Origin of the sequence: Novosphingobium oxfordense, assembly GCF_044029435.1 — a bacterium.
Taxonomy (GTDB): Bacteria; Pseudomonadota; Alphaproteobacteria; order Sphingomonadales; family Sphingomonadaceae; genus Novosphingobium.
Map to the genome: position 1 here is coordinate 3,323,114 of NZ_CP147005.1, position 22,315 is coordinate 3,345,428.

At 65.1% G+C, this 22,315-nt stretch carries 25 protein-coding genes; 13 read left to right on the top strand and 12 right to left on the bottom strand.

Annotated features, from left to right (window positions below):
- Nucleotides 1-103: 103 nt before the first annotated feature.
- Nucleotides 104-1,921: an AMP-dependent synthetase/ligase gene (locus WBP07_RS15875; protein ID WP_395392513.1), complete on the top strand. Its 1,818-nt coding sequence runs from the start codon at nt 104-106 to the stop codon at nt 1,919-1,921.
- Nucleotides 1,922-2,041: 120 nt separating this feature from the next.
- On the opposite strand, the gene WBP07_RS15880 is transcribed toward WBP07_RS15875, so the two are convergent.
- The 5 genes from WBP07_RS15880 to WBP07_RS15900 all read right to left on the bottom strand — a co-directional run bounded on the left by WBP07_RS15880 (nt 2,042) and on the right by WBP07_RS15900 (nt 5,546).
- Nucleotides 2,042-3,148 (bottom strand): calcium:proton antiporter, encoded by a 1,107-nt coding sequence (locus WBP07_RS15880; protein ID WP_395392515.1) that lies wholly within the window; start codon nt 3,146-3,148, stop codon nt 2,042-2,044.
- A gap of 198 nt (nt 3,149-3,346) precedes the next feature.
- Complete coding sequence (locus tag WBP07_RS15885; RefSeq protein ID WP_395395813.1) at nt 3,347-3,874, bottom strand: hypothetical protein; 528 nt, start codon at nt 3,872-3,874, stop codon at nt 3,347-3,349.
- 141 nt (nt 3,875-4,015) lie between these two features.
- Nucleotides 4,016-4,816 carry a thiazole synthase gene (locus tag WBP07_RS15890; protein WP_395392517.1) on the bottom strand — a complete coding sequence of 267 codons (801 nt, stop codon included), beginning with the start codon at nt 4,814-4,816 and terminating at the stop codon, nt 4,016-4,018.
- A gap of 57 nt (nt 4,817-4,873) precedes the next feature.
- Complete coding sequence (gene thiS / locus WBP07_RS15895) at nt 4,874-5,086, bottom strand: sulfur carrier protein ThiS (RefSeq protein ID WP_395392519.1); 213 nt, start codon at nt 5,084-5,086, stop codon at nt 4,874-4,876.
- A 73-nt stretch (nt 5,087-5,159) separates the two neighbouring features.
- On the bottom strand, nt 5,160-5,546 hold the full coding sequence (locus WBP07_RS15900; protein ID WP_395392521.1) for a MerC domain-containing protein: 387 nt from the start codon (nt 5,544-5,546) through the stop codon (nt 5,160-5,162).
- Nucleotides 5,547-5,658: 112 nt separating this feature from the next.
- Between WBP07_RS15900 and WBP07_RS15905 the strand changes: the two genes are divergently transcribed.
- From WBP07_RS15905 to bla, 5 genes are all read left to right on the top strand, one after another.
- Entirely contained in the window at nt 5,659-6,747 is a 1,089-nt protein-coding gene (locus WBP07_RS15905; RefSeq protein WP_395392523.1) for a COX15/CtaA family protein, read from the top strand.
- Nucleotides 6,744-7,091, top strand: coding sequence for a divalent-cation tolerance protein CutA (gene cutA / locus WBP07_RS15910; protein ID WP_395392525.1), 348 nt, complete (start codon nt 6,744-6,746; stop codon nt 7,089-7,091). The genes WBP07_RS15905 and cutA overlap by 4 nt, the downstream gene beginning before the upstream one ends.
- 308 nt (nt 7,092-7,399) lie before the next feature.
- Nucleotides 7,400-7,879: a 50S ribosomal protein L13 gene (gene rplM, locus WBP07_RS15915; protein ID WP_142636519.1), complete on the top strand. Its 480-nt coding sequence runs from the start codon at nt 7,400-7,402 to the stop codon at nt 7,877-7,879.
- The gene (rpsI, locus tag WBP07_RS15920; protein WP_395392527.1) at nt 7,879-8,397 is read left to right on the top strand and encodes a 30S ribosomal protein S9; all 519 of its coding nucleotides are present in this window, start codon (nt 7,879-7,881) and stop codon (nt 8,395-8,397) included. Before rplM ends, rpsI begins: the two co-directional genes overlap by 1 nt.
- A 116-nt stretch (nt 8,398-8,513) precedes the next feature.
- Nucleotides 8,514-9,380: a class A beta-lactamase gene (gene bla / locus WBP07_RS15925; protein ID WP_395392528.1), complete on the top strand. Its 867-nt coding sequence runs from the start codon at nt 8,514-8,516 to the stop codon at nt 9,378-9,380.
- A 68-nt stretch (nt 9,381-9,448) separates the two neighbouring features.
- Here the strand turns inward: bla and WBP07_RS15930 are convergent, their stop codons facing one another.
- Nucleotides 9,449-11,872 (bottom strand): membrane-bound PQQ-dependent dehydrogenase, glucose/quinate/shikimate family, encoded by a 2,424-nt coding sequence (locus tag WBP07_RS15930; protein WP_395392530.1) that lies wholly within the window; start codon nt 11,870-11,872, stop codon nt 9,449-9,451.
- A gap of 241 nt (nt 11,873-12,113) precedes the next feature.
- Here WBP07_RS15930 and WBP07_RS15935 point away from each other — a divergent pair, with 241 nt between their 5' ends.
- Genes WBP07_RS15935 through WBP07_RS15945 form a run of 3 tightly spaced genes read left to right on the top strand, consistent with a single transcriptional unit; the run spans nt 12,114 to nt 13,792 of the window.
- Nucleotides 12,114-12,494 carry a PadR family transcriptional regulator gene (locus tag WBP07_RS15935; RefSeq protein ID WP_395392532.1) on the top strand — a complete coding sequence of 127 codons (381 nt, stop codon included), beginning with the start codon at nt 12,114-12,116 and terminating at the stop codon, nt 12,492-12,494.
- Entirely contained in the window at nt 12,484-13,050 is a 567-nt protein-coding gene (locus WBP07_RS15940; RefSeq protein WP_395392534.1) for a DUF1700 domain-containing protein, read from the top strand. The genes WBP07_RS15935 and WBP07_RS15940 overlap by 11 nt, the downstream gene beginning before the upstream one ends.
- Before the next feature lie 25 nt (nt 13,051-13,075).
- Nucleotides 13,076-13,792 (top strand): GIN domain-containing protein, encoded by a 717-nt coding sequence (locus WBP07_RS15945; protein ID WP_395392536.1) that lies wholly within the window; start codon nt 13,076-13,078, stop codon nt 13,790-13,792.
- A 245-nt stretch (nt 13,793-14,037) separates the two neighbouring features.
- On the opposite strand, the gene WBP07_RS15950 is transcribed toward WBP07_RS15945, so the two are convergent.
- The gene (locus WBP07_RS15950) at nt 14,038-14,925 is read right to left on the bottom strand and encodes a metallophosphoesterase family protein (RefSeq protein ID WP_395392538.1); all 888 of its coding nucleotides are present in this window, start codon (nt 14,923-14,925) and stop codon (nt 14,038-14,040) included.
- Nucleotides 14,915-16,096, bottom strand: a complete 1,182-nt coding sequence (locus WBP07_RS15955; protein ID WP_395392540.1) for a diacylglycerol kinase family protein — start codon at nt 16,094-16,096, stop codon at nt 14,915-14,917. The genes WBP07_RS15950 and WBP07_RS15955 overlap by 11 nt, the downstream gene beginning before the upstream one ends.
- 259 nt (nt 16,097-16,355) lie before the next feature.
- Between WBP07_RS15955 and WBP07_RS15960 the strand changes: the two genes are divergently transcribed.
- Nucleotides 16,356-16,685: a UrcA family protein gene (locus WBP07_RS15960; protein WP_395392542.1), complete on the top strand. Its 330-nt coding sequence runs from the start codon at nt 16,356-16,358 to the stop codon at nt 16,683-16,685.
- 55 nt (nt 16,686-16,740) lie between these two features.
- Here WBP07_RS15960 and WBP07_RS15965 read toward each other — a convergent pair whose 3' ends face one another.
- The 3 genes from WBP07_RS15965 to WBP07_RS15975 form a co-directional block, all read right to left on the bottom strand.
- Nucleotides 16,741-17,490 carry a LytR/AlgR family response regulator transcription factor gene (locus WBP07_RS15965; protein ID WP_395392544.1) on the bottom strand — a complete coding sequence of 250 codons (750 nt, stop codon included), beginning with the start codon at nt 17,488-17,490 and terminating at the stop codon, nt 16,741-16,743.
- The gene (locus tag WBP07_RS15970; RefSeq protein WP_395392546.1) at nt 17,483-18,823 is read right to left on the bottom strand and encodes a sensor histidine kinase; all 1,341 of its coding nucleotides are present in this window, start codon (nt 18,821-18,823) and stop codon (nt 17,483-17,485) included. The genes WBP07_RS15965 and WBP07_RS15970 overlap by 8 nt, the downstream gene beginning before the upstream one ends.
- A 116-nt stretch (nt 18,824-18,939) precedes the next feature.
- Entirely contained in the window at nt 18,940-19,419 is a 480-nt protein-coding gene (locus WBP07_RS15975; protein WP_395392547.1) for a hypothetical protein, read from the bottom strand.
- A 127-nt stretch (nt 19,420-19,546) separates the two neighbouring features.
- Between WBP07_RS15975 and WBP07_RS15980 the strand changes: the two genes are divergently transcribed.
- From WBP07_RS15980 to WBP07_RS15990, 3 genes are all read left to right on the top strand, one after another.
- Nucleotides 19,547-20,551: an adenosine kinase gene (locus WBP07_RS15980; protein ID WP_395392549.1), complete on the top strand. Its 1,005-nt coding sequence runs from the start codon at nt 19,547-19,549 to the stop codon at nt 20,549-20,551.
- A gap of 82 nt (nt 20,552-20,633) precedes the next feature.
- Nucleotides 20,634-21,146, top strand: a complete 513-nt coding sequence (locus WBP07_RS15985) for a hypothetical protein (protein WP_395392550.1) — start codon at nt 20,634-20,636, stop codon at nt 21,144-21,146.
- Nucleotides 21,143-21,673 (top strand): hypothetical protein, encoded by a 531-nt coding sequence (locus tag WBP07_RS15990; protein WP_395392551.1) that lies wholly within the window; start codon nt 21,143-21,145, stop codon nt 21,671-21,673. The genes WBP07_RS15985 and WBP07_RS15990 overlap by 4 nt, the downstream gene beginning before the upstream one ends.
- 65 nt (nt 21,674-21,738) lie before the next feature.
- On the opposite strand, the gene WBP07_RS15995 is transcribed toward WBP07_RS15990, so the two are convergent.
- Nucleotides 21,739-22,314, bottom strand: a complete 576-nt coding sequence (locus tag WBP07_RS15995; RefSeq protein ID WP_395392553.1) for a hypothetical protein — start codon at nt 22,312-22,314, stop codon at nt 21,739-21,741.
- Nucleotide 22,315: the final 1 nt, after the last annotated feature.

The window sequence follows — 22,315 nt, forward strand, 5'->3', positions numbered from 1 at the left end:
CCGCCCGATCTCGTCACTGGCCGCGCTTGTCGCAACCGACGCGCGCGCCTAGACGTTGACGAAACGACAAATTCCGACATTTCACGAGAGGACCCCGGTCAACATGGATCTTGTTGACTTCGACAACAGCACGAACTTCGTTTCGCTGTTTCTGAAGCGCGCCGATGCCCTCGGCGAAACCCCGATGCTCTGGGCCAAGCGCGATGGCGCCTGGCAGCCGATCACCTGGGCCGAAGTGGCGCGCCGCGTCTGCCTGATGGCCTCCGCCCTGCGCCGGATGGGCCTGCACGATGGCGACCGGGTGCTGATCGTCTCCGAAAACCGCCCCGAATGGTGCATCGCCGATCTGGCGATCATGGCGGCGGGCTGCGTGACGGTGCCTACCTACACCACCAACACCACGCGCGATCACATTCACATCCTGGAGAATTCGGGCGCGAACGCGGCGATCGTCTCCTCCGCCAAGCTGGGCAAGACGCTGCTGCCGGCGATCGTTCAGACCGACTTGTGCCGCCATGTGATCGGCATGGAGCGGATGCCGCCGCTGCAAGGCGGTTCGTTCGAACTGCATGACTGGGACGGCCTGTTCGAAGGCGATCCGGTGCTCGCGCGCGCAGAAGTCGAGGCCCGCCTCGTCCATTTCCGGCGCGAGGATCTGGCCTGCATCATCTATACCAGCGGCACCGGCGGCGCGCCGCGCGGCGTGCGCCAGCATCACGGCATGCTGCTGACCAACGTGGCCGGTGCGGCGCAGATCGTGATGGACGATTTCGGGCTGGACCAGAGCGAGACCTTCCTCTCGTTCCTGCCGCTCAGCCATGCCTATGAGCATACCGGCGGCCAGTTCCTGCCGATCGGCGTGGGCGGGCAGATCTACTATTCCGAAGGGCTGGACAAGCTGGCCGCCAATATCGAGGAAGTGCGGCCGACCATCATGGTGGTGGTGCCGCGCCTGTTCGAAGTGCTGCGCACGCGCATCATGAAGCAGATCGAAAAGCAGGGTGCCGTCGCCTCGAAGCTGATGGATCTGGCGATGGGCCTCGGTGAGCGCCGCCAGCGCGGCCGCTGGCGCCTTGGCGACAAGGCGGTCAACCTCGTGCTCGAACACACGCTGCGGCCGAAGGTGCGCGCCAAGTTCGGCGGCCGGATCAAGGCGCTGGTCTCCGGCGGCGCGCCGCTGAATCCGGAGATCGGCGTGTTCTTCGATTCGATGGGGCTCACCCTGCTTCAAGGCTATGGCCAGACCGAAGCCGGGCCGATCATCAGCTGCAACCGTCCCGCTGCCGGCATCGACCACTCCACCGTCGGCCCGCCGCTGCGCGGAGTGGATCTGAAGATCGCCGACGATGGCGAGATTCTGGTGCGCGGCGAACTGGTCATGCAGGGCTACTGGCAGAACGATGCCGCCAGCCGCGCGGTGCTGATCGATTCCGGAACGGGCGCCTGGCTGCACACGGGCGACATCGGCCATATCGACAAGCGCGGCCGCATCCAGATCACCGACCGCAAGAAGGACATGATCGTCAACGACAAGGGCGACAATGTCTCTCCGCAGAAGGTGGAATCGATGCTGACGCTTCAGCCGGAGATCGCGCAGGCCATGGTCTATGGGGACCGCCGGCCTTACATCGTCGGCCTGATCGTTCCCGATGCCGATTGGGCGCTGGAATGGGCCAAGGCGAACGATGAGAAGTTCGATTTCAAGGCATTGCAGCGTCTGCCGGCGTTCCGTGCGGAAATTCGCGGGGCGATCGATCGGGTGAACACGGACCTCTCGGTGATCGAGAAGGTGCGTCAGTACGCCTTCGCCGACGAGCCGTTCTCGATCGAGAACGAAGAGATGACCCCCAGCCTGAAGATCCGCCGGCACAAGCTGAAGGAACGCTATACCGACCGGCTGGATGCGCTCTATCGGAACTGAGTGTGGAGTCCTGCTAGACGAGCGCGACACAACATCCACGATACCAAACCCCGTCATCCTCGCCTTCGCGGGGACGACGAGGTATTTTGGGTATGGGTTGCCGGTGCAATTAAACCTGATTCACGGCACCAGCGTCGTGAACAGATAGGTGGCGAAGATCACCAGATGCACCATGCCCTGCACCAGCGTGGTGCGCCCGGTGCTCAACGTCATCGTCGCCACCAGCAGAGTCAGGCCCAGCAGCACGGTCGACTTGGCGGACAGGCCCAGTTCGAGGTCGAGCCCCATCGACATCGAGGCGATGGCCACCGCCGGAATCGTGAGTCCGATCGTGGCGAGCGCCGAGCCGATGGCAAGGTTGAGGCTCGTCTGCACCCGGTTGGCGCGCGCGGCGGAGAGCGCGGCAAGGCTCTCCGGCGCCAGCACCAGCGCGGCGATGATGATGCCTACCAGAGCTGGCGGCGCGCCCATTGCCGCCACGCCTGCTTCGATGGAGGGCGAAAGCGCCTTGGCCAGCAGCACCACTGCGATCAGCGTCAGCGGCAGCATCGCTCCGGCCGCCGCCGCCTTGGCGGTCGGCACTGTTTCGTGCGGGGGCTGATCCTTGTCCGGATACAGGAAGTGGTCGCGGTGCCAGATGGTCTGGGCGACAACGAAAACACCGTAGAGCATCAGCGCGTCGAAGGCGATGAAGATCAGCTGGTTGTCGTTGTAGAACGGGCCGACGCTGCTGGTGGTGTAGTTGGGCATGACCAGCGTCAGCACCGAGAGCGTGGCGAGAATCGCGAGGCCGTGATTGACGCCGGACTGGGTATAGCCCTGCTCGTGATGCCGCCCGCCGCCGAGCAGCAGGCAGACGCCGACGATGCCGTTGATGGTGATCATCACCGCCGCGATCACGGTATCACGCGCGAGCGACTGAGCGCCGTGCCCCTCGCTCAGCATGATCGAGACGATCAGCGAGGTTTCGATCACTGTCACCGCAAAGGCCAGAATCAGCGTGCCGAACGGTTCCCCCACCCGGTGGGCGATCACTTCGGCGTGATAGACCGCCGCCATCACCGCGCCGCCCAGCGCGATGGCGATGACGATGGCAAGGCTGATGCTGGACGGTTTGCCCAGCACCACGGCGCCCAGCGCTATCAACGGCACCACGATCGACCAGGGCGCAAGCCCGAAAGTGGGGAAGCGGGCGGCGGCCGTGGCGGCGGGTGCGGGTTCGCTCATGCCGGCAGTATAGGCGAAATTGCCTTGGCGGCCAGTTGGATGGAGAACTGAAACGCTTCGGAAACGAAACGCGCCGGATGTTTCCATCCGGCGCGTCCCCCAGCAAGGAACTGAATTTCGTTCCATCTTTGCGTCGTTCTTATTTTTGCGACGCTCTCTTCATTGCGACCCGGGGGGCTCCGGGCAGGGGAATGGGTGTCAGGCCACTTCCTTCTCTATCCATTCGGGATAGAAGCTTGGCTCGCGGCCAGACCAGCCGGGCGCGGTGGCGGCGGCTTCGCTGATCGAATGGAGCAGCAGCTTGCGCCGCTCCGGCTGAATCTGGGGCAGCGCCGCGGCGCCGCAGAAGGCGGCGGGCAGCCAGGGACGTATCCCGGCGCCTAGCAGCCGCTCGTAAAGGAAGCGAAAGGCGGCGAAGGACGATATCCGCTCCTGCGCCAGATCGAAGGCGGCCATGCGCAGCAGCTTGCCCATGAAGCTTTCGATATCTTCGAACCCGGCCTCGCTCGGCTGCGTGCCGCGCAGGACCTTGATCTCTTCATAGGCCGCATATTGCTTGCGGATGGAGGCCAGTTCGGTGGCGTTCCGGCCCCAGAGCTTGAGCGCATCCTGCCGGCCCAGCCCCACGTCCAGACTGCGCCGGATGTAGCGTTGCTCGCACCCGGTGAAGCTGGCGAATTCCCGCAGCTCGCTGATCGTGACGGTGGCGGCGCCGGTGTAGGTCATGCTCATGACTCCCGTGACGGGGAAGGTCATCCCCTTCCCACGAGAATCATTTTCACGCCTTTCAGCTTTCCATGCGCTTAACCGGGCAAACGTTTGCCTACGGCACCTCGCGGAAGCATTTCGAAAGGAATTCGTTAACCATTAGATCAGGCCGGCAAGCGGGCTTGAAGGGTCCGCATAGCGGCGCTGGCCCATGCGTCCGGCAAGATATGCGTCGCGTCCGGCCTGCACTGCCAGCTTCATTGCGCGGGCCATGCGGATCGGATCCTTCGCCTCGGCGATGGCGGTATTCATCAGCACGCCGTCGCAACCCAGCTCCATGGCGACCGCCGCTTCGGATGCGGTGCCGACTCCGGCATCGACCAGCACTGGCACCTTGGCGCCTTCGACGATCAGACGCACCGTCACCTTGTTCTGGATGCCCAGCCCCGAACCGATCGGCGCGCCCAGCGGCATCACGGCCACGGCGCCACATTCCTCAAGCTGCTTGGCGGCGATCGGATCGTCCACGCAGTAGACCATCGGCAGGAAGCCTTCCTTGGCCAGGATCTCGGTGGCCTTCAGCGTCTCGCGCATGTCGGGATAGAGCGTGCGCGCCTCGCCCAGCACTTCCAGCTTCACCAGGTCCCAGCCGCCCGCCTCCCGCGCCAGGCGCAGCGTGCGGATCGCGTCGTCGGCCGTGAAGCAGCCGGCGGTGTTCGGCAGGTAGGTGATCTTCTTCGGATCGATATAGTCGGTCAGCATCGGCGCCTTGGGGTCCGACACATTGACGCGGCGCACCGCCACGGTGACGATTTCCGCGCCCGAAGCCGCAACTGCCGCCGCGTTCTGCTCGAAATCCTTGTACTTGCCGGTGCCCACGATCAGGCGCGAGGTGAAGGTGCGGCCGGCGACGGTCCAGGAGTCGAGCGACGAGTCGGAAGCGGAAGCAGTATCGGTCAAGGTTCGCATCCTTTCGGGGAGCGCGGATTCAGGAAACGGAGCGGCAGTTCGGGCGCGTCAGCCGCCGCCGACGAAGTGGACGATCTCCAGCACGTCGCCGTCCGACAGCTGGACATCGGCCAGCGTCGAACGCGGTGCGATCTCGCCATTATGCTCGACCGCCACTTTGGTGGGATCAAGGCCGATATCGGCGACAAGGTCGGCAATGCTGGAACCGGGCGCGATGCGGCGCGGTTCGCCGTTGACGGTAAGGGAGATGTCTGCAGCCATGCGCCGCAGATAGCGCCGGGAACGGATTTGGAAAGTGCCCAAACGGCACTTCCCCGAAACCCTCGCGAAACCGTCAATGCGTGTGGCGCATGTTCCGGATGTGCGCGAAGGCCACGAACGAGACGCCGATGATGGTGAGCACCGATTCCGCAAAGCCATGGCCGACAAGGATGGCAGCACCCATCAACGTAAGGCCGAGGCCGCCGATCACCATCGGCGCGACACGGCGGTGGCGGGCCACGCCGAAGCCGAGCGAGATCACCCCGACGATCACCGCCAGCATCAGGCCGACGCGGTGAATCTCGGGAGAGAGCAGCACTTTGCCGCCCAGGAAATCGCCGCCCAGGCCGAGGAAACCGACCAGCACCACACCCAGGACGCAATGCACCGCGCACAGTCCGCTGAGGACGACGCCCGCCCGGTCCATCCGGTTTCGAATCGCTATCAGGGTACTCCGCATGCGGCTCATCTATGTGATGTTGTAACATCATTCAAGAGCCGGCCTTCACAATCTTTCGTTCAGACGACGTGGCTCTTGCGCAATTCGTCGCAAGATCGCAGGGACATGGGCCATGAGAAATGCTGACGGTCGCCCGCTGCTCGGAACTTCCGACGATATCGTTCCTATGGTGCGCTGGCTCTTCTTCGTGGCCGCGCTGGTGGTGATGATCGTGGCGGTGGGTGGAATCACCCGCCTGACCGAATCCGGCCTGTCGATCACCGAATGGAAGCCGATCACCGGTGCTCTTCCTCCGCTGACGCAAGCGCAGTGGCAGGCGGAATTCGAACACTACAAGCAGATCCCGCAGTACATCGACGTGAACGGCCCGGCGGGCATGACGCTGGGGCAGTACAAGTTCATCTACTTCTGGGAATGGGTCCACCGCCTGCTGGCGCGCCTGATCGGTCTGGCCTTTGCGCTGCCGCTGGCGTGGTTCTGGTTCAAGCGCACGATCCCGCTGGGCTACAAGCCGCGCCTGCTGGCGCTGCTGGCGCTGGGCGGGCTTCAGGGCGTGGTCGGCTGGTGGATGGTCTCCTCCGGCCTCACCGCCGAAGCGGCCGACCGGGTAAGCCACTTCCGCCTCGCCGCACACCTGCTGGTGGCGCTGACGACGTTGGGGGGCCTCGTCTGGACCGCGCTGGACCTTCGCGAACTGGCGCGCGGGCAGGCGCGGGCTCGGCTGACGCGGTTCGGTGCACTGGCACTGGCGATGCTGTTCTTCCAGTTGTTCATGGGGGCGATGGTTGCGGGCTTGCGCGCGGGCTATGTCGCCGGCGCCGGTTGGTTCAGCCTGGACGCCTGGCCGCTGATGCAGGGCACTTTCCTTCCCGATGGCGTCGAGTGGGCAGGCGGCGCGCTGCATGCGTTGGTTAACGATCCTTACCTTACTCACTTCGTCCATCGCTGGTGGGCCTGGGCGGTGGTTGCCGTGCTGATCGTCATGGCGCGCCGTCTGAAGGCGATGCGCCTGCGCAAGATTTCGGTCGCGATTCACTGCGCCTTCGGGATTCAGGTGATTCTCGGCATCTGCACCGTCTGGTCCGGCGTGGCGCTGTGGCTGGCGGTGGCGCACCAGCTTTGCGGCGCGCTGCTGGTGGCGGCGACGGCCTGGGGCGCGCACGGCCTTGGCCGCCGCGATCAGGTCGGGCTCGGGATGTGAGCGAACAGGCCGCCTCCATCGCTGCCCTGATCTGGAGCCCGTTTCCCGATCAGGACAGCGCGTTGGCGGCGATCAACGCCCTGCTGGACGAGGGCCTCGCCGCTTGCGGCAACCTGATGCCCGGCATGACCTCTGTCTTCGTCTGGAATGGCGTGAAGGACACCGCTCAGGAACAGGGCCTGCTGGTGAAGACCAACGCCGCCCTGCTCGACGCGGCCGTTGCCCGGCTGACGGAACTGCACCCTTATGAGGAACCCGCCGTACTCGGCTGGCGCTGCGACACCGGCGCGCCGGGCACGCTCGCGTGGCTGGCGAGCATCGGAACTGGGACGGGCTCTATCTAAGCAACACCCCACCCCTCCCCGTCATCCCCGCGAAGGCGGGGATCCCGCTTCCTTCTGCAACCTCGCGACGAAGAACAAGGGGGCCCCCGCCTTCGCGGGGGCGACGAAGTTCGGCGACGCGGGTATGTGCGACCGATCTCTCGACCATCCCAGAATTCCGGACGGTATCATTTTACCTCTCTGGAATCCCGCAGTCTGCTTGACTTGCGCACCCTTTTCGACGATTTGGCCGCCTTCCCGCGTAGCCGGAGATTCGCCGAAAGCGATTCCCTGCCCTGCGCGACCTGAACATTAGGGATAGACCAGCCATGAAGGCGCTTACGAAGGTCACCCGGTCGATCAAGCCGGCCGAGGTGGAAAAGAAGTGGCATCTGATCGATGCCGAGGGTCTGGTGGTTGGCCGTCTCGCGGTCGTCATCGCAGACCTCCTGCGCGGCAAGCACAAGCCGAGCTTCACCCCGCACGTCGATTGCGGCGACCACGTCGTCGTGATCAACGCCGAGAAGGTGAAGTTCACCGGCAACAAGCTGAAGCAGCAGACCTACTACAAGCACACCGGCTACGCCGGCGGCATCAAGGAAGTGACCGCGGACAAGGTTCTCGCCGGTCGTTTCCCCGAGCGCGTGCTTGAAAAGGCTGTTGAGCGCATGATCCCCCGTGGCCCGCTCGGCCGCGACCAGATGCGAGCCCTGCACCTCTACGCCGGCACCGAGCACCCGCACGGTGGCACCCAGCCCGAAGCGCTCGACGTCGCTTCCATGAACCGCAAGAACAAGGTTGGCGCGTAATGTCTGATACCGATACCGTTCAGAGCCTGTCCGACCTGAAGGACCTCGGCGAAGTCGCCGTGGCCAATTCGGCTGAGACGATCGCTCCCGTCGTTTCGAACGCCCCGCTCCGCGCCCAGGAAATCGACGCCCAGGGCCGCGCTTACGCCACCGGCCGTCGTAAGGACGCCGTGGCCCGCGTGTGGGTCAAGCCCGGCACCGGCAAGGTGATCATCAACGGTCGCGACCAGGAAGTGTACTTCGCACGTCCGACCCTGCGCCTCGTCATCAACCAGACCTTCCAGGTTGCTGGTCGCGACGGCCAGTACGACGTGATCGCCACCGTCAAGGGCGGCGGTCTGTCGGGCCAGGCTGGCGCTGTGAAGCACGGCATCGCCCAGGCTCTCTCGAAGTACGAGCCCGCCCTGCGCGCCGCCGTCAAGGCAGCCGGCTTCCTCACCCGCGACAGCCGCGTGGTCGAGCGTAAGAAGTACGGTCGCGCCAAGGCACGTCGTAGCTTCCAGTTCTCGAAGCGTTAATCCGCTTTTTCGAGAGCTTCGGCTTTACAAAAAGGGGTCGCGGGAAACCGCGGCCCTTTTTTGTTGTGGCGCAACGGGATAGGCAGATGCGCCCCTGAACTGCGCCGAGCGAAGCGATGACCCATGCCCTCACCCGCCGCCATCTGATCGGCGGCATCGCTCTGGCCGCGCTGGCTTGCCCCGTGCAGGCGGCATCCGATCTGGCCGAATTCGAGCGGCGGCACGGCATGCACATCGGCGCGGTCCTGCGCGCCAGCGATGGCCGGATTCTCTTCACGCATCGCGCCGACGAGCGATTCAGGCTCTGCTCCACTTTCAAGATCTTCCTCGCCGCCGAGGTGTTCCGCCGCGCGGCAACGGACCCGCGCCTGCTGCAACGTCCGATCACGATCCGCGCCGCCGACCGGCTGGGCAATTCGCCGGTGACCGCACAGCAGCCCGATGTCGCGACGCTGCCGGTAGAGACGCTGTGCAAAGCAGCGGTCGAGCGCAGCGACAATTCCGCCGCCAACTACCTGCTCGGCCTAGTGGGCGGCCCATCGGCGGTGACTCGCCTGTTCCGCACCCTGGGCGACCGGACATCACGGCTTGATCGGATCGAGCCGGCGCTGAACCTGGGGGCGCCCGGCGACTTGCGCGACACCACCACGCCCGCCGCGATAGCCGGTTCGTTGAATGCCCTGCTGCTGACGCCCACCGTCCTCGGCGAGCACCAGCGCGCCACGCTACTCGTCTGGATGCAGAACGAGCAGAACGGCACACGGCGCATCCGCGCAGGCGTCCCGAAAGGCTGGACCGTGGCCAACAAGCCGGGGACCAACAATGCCGGTGCGGTCAACGACATTGCAGTGATTCGCCCGCCGTCGGGCCAATTCTACGTCCTGACGGTCTACACTGCCGCCACGCAAAATCGCGTCGCGCAAAGCGAAGGCGCGATTGCCGAAGTCGCCCATAGGGCCGCGCTGAAGATTCCCACGCGCTGAATGGAAATGGGGCGCCGCCCGCAGGCGACGCCCTCTCTCCCAAACCTCTCAGCGGTCAGCCCAGCGGATCAGCCTTCGGGCAAGGCATAGGCGACGAGGTAGTCGCCTGTCTTGGTCCCCAGCCCGCCGTGGCCGCCTGCGGCGATCAGCACGTATTGCTTGCCGTCCACCGCATAAGTCATCGGCGTGGCATTGCCGCCGGCGGGCAGGCCGACCTGCCACAGCGTCTTGCCCGTCCGCACGTCCACCGCGCGGAACATCTGGTCCGCCGTGGCGCCGATGAAGTCGAGCCCGCCCGCGGTCATCATGTTGCCGCCGATATTGAAGATGCCGGTCGGCAGCGGCAGGTTCGTATGGGTGCCGCCCAGCCCGGTGGCGCGCGTGTCTCCGATCGGGCGCTGCCAGACGATCTTGTGCGTCACCAGATCGATCGCGGTCAGCGTGCCCCATGGCGGCGGGTTGCACGGCACGCCCAGCGCATTGAGCCAGGGATGGACCATGCCGACATAGGGCGTGCCATATTGCGGGGCGAGTCCCGGGCCGATCTTCGGTTCGTTACCCGAACCGTTCCACGGCGGCACCGCGCCCGACTTTTCGTAGGGGCCGCGTGGCTTCATGGTGATCATGAAGGGGATGTAGTTGGCATTGGCAATCAGCAGCTTGCGCTGCGGGTCGATGGTGGCGCCGTGCCAGTCGATCACCCCGTCGAAGGCGGGATAGACGATCGTCGGCTTCAGCTGCGGTGGGGTGAACTGCCCTTCGTAATGCGCCTTGCGGAACTCGATCCGGCACATCATCTGGTCGATCGGGGTGGCGCCCCAGAGGTGGTTCTCCACCAGATCGGCCGGGGTGAGCGAGGGCATGCCTAAAGGATAGGGCTGGGTCCTGGCCAGCGTTTCACCCGGCACGCCGTCCTGCGGCACGGCCTTCTCGATCGTCTTCACGATCGGCTGGCCGGTCCGGCGGTCCAGCACGAAGAACTCGCCGCGCTTGGTCGATTGCACCAGTGCGGGCACCAGTTTGCCGTTCACCGGCAGGTCCACCATCGACGGGCCGACCGGCAGGTCCATGTCCCACACGTCATGATGCACGGTCTGGAAGTGCCAGCGCGGCTGGCCGGTGGTGATGTCCAGCGCGACGACGGAGCTGGAATAGGCATCGTCGAACGGACGGCGCCCGCCACCGAAATAGTCCGGCGTGGCATTGCCCAGCGGCAGATAGACCATGTTGAGGTCCGGATCGGCGGTATAGACGCCCCAGGCATTGGGGGTGCCGCGCGTCAGTTCGGTCTTGTCGTCGGGATGGACCACCTGATCGGGATGGCCGACGTCCCAGGCCCAGACGATCTGGCCGCTGACCGGATCGAAAGCGCGGATGGCGCCGGAAGGTTCGTTGCGGGCCTGATTGTCATAGACCCAGCCGCCCAGAATCATGCGATCGTGAATCACCAGCGGGGGTGACGTCATGAAGTGGAAGCCGGCCGGCACGTGGCCGAGGTACTTGCTCAGGCTGATGAAGCCATGATCGCCGAAATCCTCGCAAGGCTTGCCGGTTTCGGCATTCACCGCGACGATCCGTGCGTCCAGCACGGGGGCCAGGATGCGCGTGGGGCAGACGCTGCTCTTGCCCTCGGGCGCCTTGTAGAAGGCGACGCCGCGACAGGCCAGGTAGACATCGGCATCGGTATTGGCCTTGGGGTCGAACTTCCACTTCACCTTGCCGGTGCGCGCGTCCAGCGCCTCTACCCACGAGTGGCCGGTGCAGACGTAGAGCGTGTCGCCCACTTTGATCGGCGTGACTTCGAAGTTGAATTCATGCCCGGCGTCAGTGCCGCCCACATCCTCGCCCGGGCGCATGTGATCGCCGGTCTCGGCGGTCCAGGCGACCTTCAGGTTCTTCACGTTGCCCGCGTTGATCTGCGTGAGCGGGGAGAAGCGATCGCCCTTGGCGGTGCGGCCGTAGTACCACCAGTCCTCTGCCGGGACCGAGTTGTCGACCTGCCCGGCAAAGATGCGGTTGCCGGCATCGCCCGAAACGCCCACCGGGCGCGCGAAGCCGACGATCAGGACCACGACCGAAAGCGCGCAGGCCAGCGCCGGGCCCCAAGCGGCGTGACGCGCCAGCGGGCGGCGGTCGCCCTCCGGAACGATCCCGCGTCGCACCCAGGGCAGCAGTAGCCAGAGCCCCAGCACCGTCGGTGCCACCAGCCGGGGTTCCAGGCCCCAGCCGTTCAGTCCCACTTCGTAGATTGCCCAGATCACCGTGCCGGTCAGCACGGCGGCGTAGAGCCACAGCGCTTCCGGTCTTCGTCGCAGGGCCAGCACGCCGGTCACGATCAGCAGCACGCCCGCGACGAGGTAGTAGAGCGAACCGGCCAGCAGCGCGAGCCAGGCACCGCCGACCGTAAAGACCGCGCCGACCACCAGCAGGGCAACACCGGTGAACCAGGGGCGGCGACGGCGGGCGCCGAAATGGGGGGAGGAAAGTGTCAAAGTGTTTCTCCTTTGCCACCCACGACAATTCACCGCCCGCCGCATGGTTTCCTCCAAATGGCGCAAATCGCGGGAACTGCGCGAATTTTCCCCTCGAAGCCGACGATTCCGGACTGCAGGCCGATACCAGATACCTCGTCATAGCAAGGTATCTTGCCGTGACATGTATTTTCTCATGCAAGGTATCTTGCGTTACACAGTAGCTGGTTATATACACTCCTCATCCGCAGGAGATGATTCGATGTCCGAAATCGAAATCCAGTTGAAGAAAGGGGTGCTGGGGCTTTGCGTCCTGGCGCTGCTTTCGCGGGGTGACAGCTACGCTTACGAGATCGCCAGCCGCATGGCCGACGCGGTCGATATGGGCGAAGGCACGATCTACCCGCTGATGCGCCGGATGCAGAGCGATGGCCTGGTAGTGACCTACCTCGAGGAATCGCCCTCCGGTCCGCCGCGCAAGTATTACCGCATTACCGAAACCGGCCGCTCGCGGCTGGCCGAACAGGTTGCCGAATGGCGCGGCTTCACCGCCGCTGTCGATGGCCTGATCGTGGGCCACGTGGAGGCAGAAGCGCCCGCTGCGGCGCCGCAGGAAGAAGGGGAGCCGAGCCATGAAGCGTAACGAATTCATCCGGCGCCTGAAGGCGGGCCTGAACGGCGTGCCGCAGGACGTGATCGCCGAGATCGTCGCCGACTACGAAGAGCACTTCGATGCCGGTGCCGCCGAAGGCCGCAGCGAAGAGGAGGTCGCCGCGGCCCTCGGAAACCCCGCAAGGCTGGCGCGCGAACTGCGCTTCGAGGCCGGCTTCAAGAACTGGGAGAGCGGTCGTTCGCCCTCTTCCGCATGGGGCGCGATCCTGGCCTTCATGGGCCTTGCCACCATCGACATCCTGATCCTGCTGCCGATCGTGCTGCCGGTTCTGGGCGTGATGTTCGGCCTGTTCGTCGCCACCATCGTGATGTTCTTCGTCGGCGGCTTCGTGATGATCGCCGGACCGTTCAGCGGCTTTCCCGGCGGCTGGCTGGTTGCGATCCTGGGCGGGCTTGGACTGATGAGCGCCTCGGTCGCCATCGGCGCATTGCTGACGCTGGTGAGCATCTGGATCATCAATGCCCTCATGTGGTTCGGCCGCCTGCACTACCGCGTGATCGAACCCGCCATCCATCCCGAAGACTGAAAGCACGAGAGAAAGGAACCAAGTGATGTTCAGGAAACTGCTCATCGTATTCGCCAGCGGCGTGATCCTGTCGATCGTCGCTTTCGGTGCGGCCTGGGTCGTCGGCGGGGACAAGTTCCGCCAGGACGTGGAAGCGCACGATGGCTGGAGCTTCTCCTTCGACGATGACGATCAGGACCACGGCCCGGCCAAGACCCGCACTTTCGCCATCGAACCCGGCACCCGCCTGGCGATGGATATCCCGGTGCAACTGGTCTTCACCAAGGGCGACAAGTCCGAGATGGTGGTCTCCGGCCCGCAGAAGGTGATCGACCGGCTGACCTGGGAAAATGGCCGCCTCAGCGTCGACGGTGACCTGAAGATGCACAAGGGGCTGAAGGTGAACATCACCGCGCCGCAGATCGAAAGCTTCGACTTCGACGCGCCGGGCGATGTGACGCTGACCGGACTCGACCAGGACAGCCTGACGCTGAAGGCGGACGGCGCCATCAACCTCGACGCTTCGGGCAAGGTCCGCAAGCTGGACGTGCGCACCGAAGGCGCCAGCAACCTCAACCTCGGCAAGCTGGAAGCGCAGGACGCCAAGGTCAGCGTCGAAGGCGTGGGCAGCGTGACGATCGGCGCCACCGGCAACGTTTCGGTCAGCATCGACGGCATCGGTTCGGTGAAGCTGGTGCGCAAGCCGGCCCACCTCACCCAGGAGATCAACGGCCTGGGCAAGATCGACCACGATTACCAGTAAGGGGCAAAACGCCCTCAAGGTTCAGGAAAAGCCGCTTCCGAATCCCCCCGTCAGGAAGCGGTCGATACGAAAAGGGCCGCAGCATCTCCCCCCGGATGCTGCGGCCCTTTCATGTGTGGTTAGGTACCGCTCAGGTGCGATACCGTCTTCGCAGCCCACAACGCTTATAGCACCCGTCGCCCCCGCCTTCGCGGAGATGATGAAAGGGGCAAGTGGGCTTTCAGATCGGTAGTTTTGAAGCGCGATCAATGCACCGGCGGATCGACCGGCGGCACCGCGCCGACCGGCGCCACGGGCTCGCCCGGTTCGCGCGGCGGCAGGGCGTTTTCGGGCACTTCGTCGATCTGCATCGCCGCCGTCGGCACATGCTCCAGATTGCGCGCGACTACGCGAATCTCATCGCCGGTGATGGTGATCTCGTTGAAGCTGGGCGGCGTGGAGCGGATCCGCTTCGACAGGGTGCCGGCCCCGATCATCCGCAGCGGACCGGCGGGAGTCTCGCTGGTCAGGTCGAAAGCATCGTGAATGTGGCCGGACAAGATGCCCATCACCTTGCGGCCGGCCAGAATTTCCATCGTCCGTGTGCCGTTGATGGTCAGCAGCTTGTTGTCGCGCGCACGGCGTTCGATCAGCGGATGATGTGCGGCCACCAGCACGCGCGTGCCGGCCGGAAGCGCATCGATCGCGGCAAGAGTCTCGCGCAGGGCATGGTCGGTCACCCAGCCGTTGGACCAGGGAAAACGCTGCCACTGCGCGCGCGTCGTCGTGCGCAGGGGCACGATGGCAAGGCCGGGCAGATCGAGCTGCGCTTCCACTTGCCGCTCGATCGCCTTGAACCGGCGATAGGGATCGAAGAATCGCTGGTAGAGGTTGAAATAGGGAATGTCGTGATTGCCGACTTCCACCGTAACCGGCACGTTCAGCCCCTTGATCCAGCCGCAGGCAGCGGCGAATTCGGGGTGGCGCGCGCGCATCGTCAGGTCGCCGGTAATGGCAACGGCATCGGGCTTTTCACGCGCGATGCAGTCCTTGGCCCAGGCGATCGCCTCCGGATCTTCGAGACCGAAATGAATATCGCTCAGATGAAACAGCTTCAGGCTGCGTGGATTCGGGGCGGAAGTCTCAAGGTTCATGCGATGTCGTCACCAGATCGACCTCAAGGATCGCGGGATGGAAGTGCTCTTCCGTGCCCCCTTCGAACGGCTCGCCATCGATCAGCAGGCCCATCGGTTCGCCATCCGGGCAGACCAGCCGCAGGCGCGAATGGCTGCCCAGCGGATCGTGCGGCCCATCGCGAAAATCGCGGTTGATCAGGGCAATGCCCTGTCCGGCGAAATCGCCCAGCGTTTCAGCATAATAGCCGTTCGCTTCGAGTCCGGTTGCGTTCGGGGTCACGGTGATCGCGGCATAGCCGTCCTCGCGCCCGCAGTCGACCTCGGCGCAGACGACTTTCGGGCCTTTGACCGACCAGGCAATCGCCTCCTTGGCGGAGGCTACGAATTCCAGCACGTTGGCGGCGCGCATCGCCTCGCGCACTTCGTTCCAGATCGTGCCGGGGCCGGCCAGCACGCCGGTCAGGGCGATCCCATGGCGGGTGGCAATCACTTCGGGCCGGGTGGTGGGCAGACGGTCGGGCGCGAGGCGGGCGACCACTTCGGGGGCGGGAATGTCGCCGTGCAGCCGCTTGGCCAGCATGTTCATCGTCCCGCCGGGCAGCACCAGCACGGGCCCGTTCCAGCCGCTGACGTTTTCGATCACCGAATGAACGGTGCCATCGCCGCCGAACACCGCCAGCAGCGAAATATCCGCTGCGGCCAGAGTCTCCGAATCCGGTGGTTGTTCGTCGGGAAAGCGGATCGTCCGTTCGGGTTCGAAGCCCACCGCCGTAAGGGCGGAGAGCACTTCGGCGACGGCGGCATCGTCGTTGCTGCCGCTGGCTGCATTGCAGACAAGCCAGCAGCGATGGCGGGAAGAAACATGTTTTCCAGTCATGCCCCCAAAACCGGCAAGCTTCGCCGGGGTTCCCTGGGCCGGCCCATCAGGCCCGTCCCGAAAGATCAGCCAGGCCGCCAGCGCGTTGAGCGCGGAATAGCAGGCATAGATCCAGGCCCAGCCGCTCGATCCCGCTGCCGCCATGATCATTGCGCCCAGCAACATCGCGAATTCGACCACCAGGCTGAGCTTTCCGCCCAAAGGCTGGACCAACCAGGGGATGCTTCCAAGCATGGGATGGCCGGATTCCAGCACCGCCTTGTGAGCGGCAAAGTTAAGGATGCCGAGCAGGAAGACGAAGACGAGTCCCATACCGGGATCGATTGTACATGGGCCGTCGCCAACTTGCCAGCCTCCTGCCGAATCAAGGCCTTGTTCGATTCGTTTTCGATCATCCCGGGCGAAGTCATTCGTCGAGCGGGAATGTCGTTCGTCCCCGCTTCTGCCCCTTCGTCGACATGCGGGGCGCTGCGGTCGAGGTCTGCGTGAATCGTCCCCGGGTGCGGTGCACAAGACAATCACCGGGCCGAGCAGGACCCCCCGCCGCCGGCCCACCTGAGGAGGAAGTACGATGATCAAGACCACTTCGATTGCAGCCGCCGCCGCCGCGCTCGTATTCACCGGTTTGAGCTTCGGCGCTGCCACGCCGGCTTTCGCCAAGGACGTCACGGTTCGCTATGCCGACCTCGACCTGACCACCGCTGAAGGCCAGAAGCAGCTCGACCGCCGTCTCGACACCGCCGCCCGCGACGTCTGCGGCTATGACGATGTGACCACCGGTTCGCGCCTGCGCAGCCCTGAAGCCGTCGAATGCTACGACAAGGCCCGTGCCCAGTTCAGCGCCCACGTCGCCGCCGCGGTCGAACGCGCCAATGCCCGCGCCCGCGTTGCCACCAACTGACCGTGGCGCCCACGAAGTCCCTAAAAAATAATCGGATAAAAGACTGGCGGGTCCCCTAGCGGCCCGCCATTTTTTTGACTGATGGCAGGTAAGTGCGCCCGATCCGCAGCGCTTCACCGTCCGCCGTTTCCACCGACCAGACGCCCAGCCCTTCGTGCCGAAGCCCGGCAACGTGATCGCGGCGCAGGATGCAGCTGCGATGAATGCGGATGAAGTTCTCCGGATCCAGGCGCTGTTCCAGGCTGGTGATGGTCTGCAGCAGCAGATAGCTCGCCCCGCGGACGTGCAGCCGCACATAGTCGCGCTCTGCATCGATCCGCTCCACGTCGGCAGCCGGCACGCGCACCAGCTCGGAACGGTGCGGCACCCAGAATTCCTCAAGCCACTTGCCGGTGGGCACCGTGCGTTCGCCGCGCCGCGCGCCGACGCGCGAGATCGCGCGTTCCAGCCGCTCCGGCGCGACCGGCTTCAGCACGTAGTCCACGGCGTCAAGGTCGAAGGCCTCCACCGCGAATTCGTCATGCGCGGTGACGAAGATCACCGCCGGCGCTTCCGGCAACCCGCCCAGCCGGCGGGCGACGGTCAATCCGTCGGTTTCCGGCATCGTCAGGTCCAGCAGCACCAGATCGGGAGTCAAAGCCTCGATCAGGCGCAGCGCGGCCTCACCATCGCTGGCGGTACCGATCACCGAGATCGAATCGATCCGGGCGCAGATCACCTGCATGCGCTCCACCGCAAGCGGCTCGTCATCGACGATCAGCGCGCGCAGCGGCGCGTTATCCAAAGTCTGTACGGGTTCAAGCACGGGCAAGCTCCAGCGGCCCGGCATCCGACGGCCCAAACTGCAAGGGGAGGCGCAGGACGGTAGCAAAACCGCCCTCCTCGCGCCGTCCGAACGAGATCGTCGCCGCATCGCCATAGCGGGCGCGCAGGCGATCGCGCACGTTGCCAAGGCCGATGCCGAAGCCCTGAACGCCTTTCACCTTCTCGCCCGGCCCATCATCGGTAACGGACAATTCCAGCATGTCGTCCACCCGGTGCGCGCGGATGGCGATCGTCACCGGCCGCTGGGTAGCGGCGACGGCGTACTTCACCGAATTCTCGACGAGCGGCTGCAAGATCATGCCGGGCACCATCGCATTCGAAACGGCATCGTCAATATCAATCGTCGAAACGAGGCGATTTGGGAAACGAACGGCCTCGATCTCGAAATAGAGTTTCTGAAGTTCGATCTCATCGACAAGCTTCAGGTCACTTGTGGGATCCCCGGAGAGCGTGCGGCGATAGAATGTCGACAGCGTTTGAATCATCGTTTCGGCATCGTCCTGCTTGCCCGTCATCACCAGCGCCGAAAGCGAGTTGAGCGTGTTGAACAGGAAGTGCGGATTGACCTGATAGCGCAGCGACCGCAGCTCGGCAGCGGCGGCGGCGCGGCGATGTTCGCCTTCGCGCCGTTCGGCCACGCGGGCTTCTTCCGCCTTGGCGAGCGCGAAATAGAGCGCGGCCCAGGCCAGGACCAGGAAGTAGCGGGTGAACGCATAGTCGGCCACAGATCCCCATCGCGCGTAGCTGTCGCCCAGCGTCTTGTTGGTGTGGATCGTGATCGAATGGGCATTGGGGTCGCTGGTCGTGGTTGGCTCCGGGGCCGGCGGCGGTGTCGGCGCGGAGGCATCCTCCGAAGGCGTTCCCGGTGGCGCCGGCACCGGCTGTGTAACGATGGTGGGCAAGTCGACAAGAATGTTGCCGGCTTCGTCACGGCTGATCTTCACTTTGCCCGATTTAACCGCTTCGGCTTCCTGCTCGCTGCCGTAGGCCTGGGTCATCTCCATATCGGAGAACACTGCCTCGTTGATCACGCTGAGCAGCAGCGCCAGCGGTAGCGCGCCGACCAGCACGATCGCCAGCCGCACGCCGCCGGACTTGCGCTCCAGCATCTGCAGCAACGGCCAGACGGCGGCCATGACCAGCATGGAAAGGATGCAGATCGTCAGGCGGCGAGAGAAGATCGGCCAGACGAAGTCATAGCCCATCACCGCGCCGCGCAGCGTGGCGACGAGGAAATAACAGGCCCAGAGAGCGGCTAGCGAAAGCAGAACGACCCGCGCAGGCACGCGCGGCTGAGTGGCGACATCCGACATGGTCTGCCGGGATAGCGCGAAAATTGCCTTTTGCGCCAGTTCGCAAATCGGATCGGAATCGACCTTCGTCGAAAGTTATGCGCCGGTAGAGCGCCCCGGGTCGATCAGGGCTTGATTCAGGGTTTGCGCAGCGCCGCGATGCAGGCGGCGCGGTCCACATCCTGCCCGTCGGACGCGCGGCGAGCGTCGACGTAAGTTGCCACTGGTTCCTTCGATCCGTTCGTGGGGTAGAGGTAGATGTCCAGCAGGCAGGCGGTGCCGGTGAACTGCAGCTTGCGGGCGTCGCCTTCCCACACGTCCAGGCGCGGTTCGCCGAAGGCGCGCACCAGTTGCGAACGGTCGGCCCCGATCACGCCGGCCACGCCCGGGATCGCCTGCAGGGTGGGCGCGCGGGAGACATGGCTGGGCTGGCGCACGTCGGAAAGCTTGCCCGGGCGGTGCGGCGTCCGATTGGGTGCGGGCGTACTGTTGACCGCACCACCCCCCGCGCCGCACGCCGCCAGCAGCAACGCCAGCGCGGAAGCCGCCAGCGGGCCTTTCAGGCTTCGTAGGGAAAGGGGACGAAGGGCGGTCGGGGTCGGACGCGTCTGGATCATGATTGCGCCCGGCATTGCCCGCACGGTTCGCCCTGTCAACTGCCGTGGCGCTTGCGAAGCGGCCGGCCGCGCGCTAGGCGCGATATCAACTCCCAAACATTTTCAGACCATCAAGGAACACGACCGCATGGCCCAGCCCACCGTGCCGCCTACTCTCGATGTGATTGCCATCGGCAACGCCATCATCGACGTCATTGCCAACTGCCCGGATTCGCTGATCGACGAACTCGGTCTCTCGCGCGGCGGCATGATGCTGATCGACGCGGATCAGGCCACGAGCCTTTACGAAGCGATGGGCCCCGCGCGCGAAATCTCCGGCGGTTCGGCCGCCAATACGCTGGCCGGCCTGGCCGCGCTGGGCGCCAAGTGCGCGTTCATCGGCCAGGTGGCCGACGACCAGCTGGGCGAAGTCTTCACCCATGACATCCGCGCCGGCGGCATCGATTTCGACGTGCCCGCCCGCACCGGCGTGCCCACCGCGCGCTGCCTGATCTTCGTGACGCCGGACGGCCAGCGCACGATGAACACTTTCCTGGGCGCCTCGCAGCACCTGCCCGCCGAAGCGCTGGACGAAAGCGCCATCGCCAGCGCCGCCGTGCTCTACCTCGAAGGTTACCTCTGGGATCCCGAGGAACCGCGCGCCGCGATGCGCAAGGCGATCGAGGCAGCCCGCGCAGCCGGCCGCAAGATCGCCTTCACGCCGTCGGAATGCTTCGTGATCGACCGCCACGGTGCCGATTTCCGCGACCTGATCGACAACGGCATGATCGACGTGCTGTTCTGCAACGAGCACGAGATGGCCGCGCTGATCGGCCATGACGATTTCGAAAAGGGCGTTGCCGAACTCGCGCCGAAGATTCCGGTGCTGGTCGTTACCCGTGGTTCCGCCGGCGCCGTTGCGCTGTCGGAAGGCCAGCGCGTGGAAATCGGTGCGGAGCCGATCGACCGTGTGGTGGACACCACCGGCGCGGGCGACCTGTTCGCCGCCGGCTTCCTGTTCGGCCACGTGCGCGGCATGAGCCTTGAGCAGTGCCTGAAGATGGGCGCGATCTGCGCCTGCGAAGTGATCTCGCACTACGGCGCCCGCCCCGAGGCGGACCTCAAGGCGCTGACCGCCGAAGTCGTCGGCTGACGTCACGACATCGCCCGCGTTCTTGACGCGGGACCTGCTCCGGGAGAGGCTGGGATTTCGTCCCCCTCTCCCGCGAGGCTGCATGGCAATCACGATACCTGCCCTGATCGACTTCGAGGCAAGCTGCCTGCCAGAGCACGGCCAGTCCTATCCCATCGAAGTCGCGATCGCCCGCACCGATGGCGAAAGCCGCGCCTGGATGATCCGCCCCTTGGCGGCCTGGGAGCATTGGGACTGGTCGGAAGAAGCCGAAGCGCTTCACGGCATTTCCCGCGCCATGCTGGAATGCGATGGCCTGCCCGCCGCGCAAGTGCTTGCCGAAATGACCGAATTCGTCGGCGGCTGCGCGGTCTATTCCGATGCCGAGTTGGACGAATATTGGCTGGAAGTGCTGTGCCAGGGTCTCAGCGCATCGCTGCCCTTCCCGATCCGCTATCTGGGCGAATGGATGATGTCGCGCGGCTATACGCGCCCGCAAGTCGTCGCCGCGCTGGAAGAAGCGAAGACCCTGCTGCCCAAGGAACACCTCGCACGCGAAGACGCCAAACGGCTCGCCATGGTCGTGCGGCTGCTGATGGAAAGCGAAGCGGCGTGACGCTGCGCGATGCGACTTTGGTGCGGATTCACGTGCCGGTTACGGCCGAGACTTTGGCGACGATGCTGAATGGCATTGGCGCGGCGGCCGAACGCGATCCGGTGCTGGCGCAGATTCTCGCCGTCATCCGCGAGGACAATCCGCTGGGGGACTTTGGACTCTACAAGGGCGTGTTCGAACTGAGTCCGGGTTGGGAGGGCTTCCGTCCGGGGCCGGATGCCCAGCCCACGCTGGGCAAGCCCGGGGATGCCACGCTTTCGCCGACGGTGATTGTCTCGGTCCATGCACCGTGCCCACCGAAAGATCCGGCGTTCGTGGCCGCATTGGAGCGGATCATGGCGATCCATCCTTGGGAGGTGCCGGTAGTGGAGATTTCATCGGTGCGGCTGGCAGTGCGGTATTCACCGCTAACGGCAGTTTCCGTCCAAACCTTTTTAAACCGCACTTCGTCGCCCCAGCGAAGGCGAGGGCCCCGCTTCGTTGCGGCATACTCAAAGATAAGCGGGATCCCCGCCTTCGCGGGATGACGGAGTTAGGTGTGGAGAGGCTGGCTGGGGGAAGTGGGCTGATCGCGCCCGCCTCCAAAGACCCATCACTGATAGGTGGGCTGCGCCAAGGGAGTCATCGGCTGGACCGCCTGCATCTGCTGCTGCTGAATCGGCTGCTGCGGCACGGACATCCCGCCACCCTGCGCTGACTGCAATCGCGCCAGACACTCGTTCTTGCGCTGCTCGCGCGCGTCGGAATAGCTCTGCGCGGTCTGCGCCGGCAGTGCGCAATCCCGCTCCGGGCGGATCGGGTGCTTGGCGCGGCACCCTTCCTCGGTGGCGAAGAGGTCGTCGGCACAATCCTCGAACGCGGCAACGTCGGCATCGTGCTGCGCGTGGCAACTCGCGGTCCAGCGCTCCTTGTAGGAGAGTTCGGCGAAATTCAGGCAGTCCTGATATTCCAGCTGGGCCGATTCCTGCCGCTTCTTCGCTTCGGCTTCGGCCCGCTCGGCCGCCTTCTGGCGCGACTGCTCGGCATCGCGCTCCACGGCTTGGCGGGCCTCCTCGCGCGCGGCCTGCCGGGGCAGGACCACGCCGTAATACCAGCCAATGCCCGATCCCGCGATCAGGGCGGCGGCGGCCAGCGAAAGCTTAAGAGCGGTATCGACCCGGCTGGCCATG

Bases quoted from the DNA above. Each gene is read 5' to 3' on its own strand.
- WBP07_RS15935 (WP_395392532.1), top strand. From the start codon at position 12,114: ATGTCCGAAATCGAAATCCAGTTGAAGAAAGGGGTGCTGGGGCTTTGC.
- WBP07_RS15980 (WP_395392549.1), top strand. From the start codon at position 19,547: ATGGCCCAGCCCACCGTGCCGCCTACTCTCGATGTGATTGCCATCGGC.
- WBP07_RS15970 (WP_395392546.1), bottom strand. From the start codon at position 18,823: ATGTCGGATGTCGCCACTCAGCCGCGCGTGCCTGCGCGGGTCGTTCTG.
- WBP07_RS15955 (WP_395392540.1), bottom strand. From the start codon at position 16,096: ATGGGACTCGTCTTCGTCTTCCTGCTCGGCATCCTTAACTTTGCCGCT.
- WBP07_RS15875 (WP_395392513.1), top strand. From the start codon at position 104: ATGGATCTTGTTGACTTCGACAACAGCACGAACTTCGTTTCGCTGTTT.
- WBP07_RS15900 (WP_395392521.1), bottom strand. From the start codon at position 5,546: ATGCGGAGTACCCTGATAGCGATTCGAAACCGGATGGACCGGGCGGGC.
- WBP07_RS15905 (WP_395392523.1), top strand. From the start codon at position 5,659: ATGAGAAATGCTGACGGTCGCCCGCTGCTCGGAACTTCCGACGATATC.
- thiS (WP_395392519.1), bottom strand. From the start codon at position 5,086: ATGGCTGCAGACATCTCCCTTACCGTCAACGGCGAACCGCGCCGCATC.
- WBP07_RS15995 (WP_395392553.1), bottom strand. From the start codon at position 22,314: ATGGCCAGCCGGGTCGATACCGCTCTTAAGCTTTCGCTGGCCGCCGCC.
- WBP07_RS15940 (WP_395392534.1), top strand. From the start codon at position 12,484: ATGAAGCGTAACGAATTCATCCGGCGCCTGAAGGCGGGCCTGAACGGC.
- WBP07_RS15985 (WP_395392550.1), top strand. From the start codon at position 20,634: ATGGCAATCACGATACCTGCCCTGATCGACTTCGAGGCAAGCTGCCTG.
- bla (WP_395392528.1), top strand. From the start codon at position 8,514: ATGACCCATGCCCTCACCCGCCGCCATCTGATCGGCGGCATCGCTCTG.
- rpsI (WP_395392527.1), top strand. From the start codon at position 7,879: ATGTCTGATACCGATACCGTTCAGAGCCTGTCCGACCTGAAGGACCTC.
- rplM (WP_142636519.1), top strand. From the start codon at position 7,400: ATGAAGGCGCTTACGAAGGTCACCCGGTCGATCAAGCCGGCCGAGGTG.
- WBP07_RS15975 (WP_395392547.1), bottom strand. From the start codon at position 19,419: ATGATCCAGACGCGTCCGACCCCGACCGCCCTTCGTCCCCTTTCCCTA.
- WBP07_RS15885 (WP_395395813.1), bottom strand. From the start codon at position 3,874: ATGACCTACACCGGCGCCGCCACCGTCACGATCAGCGAGCTGCGGGAA.
- WBP07_RS15880 (WP_395392515.1), bottom strand. From the start codon at position 3,148: ATGAGCGAACCCGCACCCGCCGCCACGGCCGCCGCCCGCTTCCCCACT.
- WBP07_RS15945 (WP_395392536.1), top strand. From the start codon at position 13,076: ATGTTCAGGAAACTGCTCATCGTATTCGCCAGCGGCGTGATCCTGTCG.
- WBP07_RS15950 (WP_395392538.1), bottom strand. From the start codon at position 14,925: ATGAACCTTGAGACTTCCGCCCCGAATCCACGCAGCCTGAAGCTGTTT.
- WBP07_RS15960 (WP_395392542.1), top strand. From the start codon at position 16,356: ATGATCAAGACCACTTCGATTGCAGCCGCCGCCGCCGCGCTCGTATTC.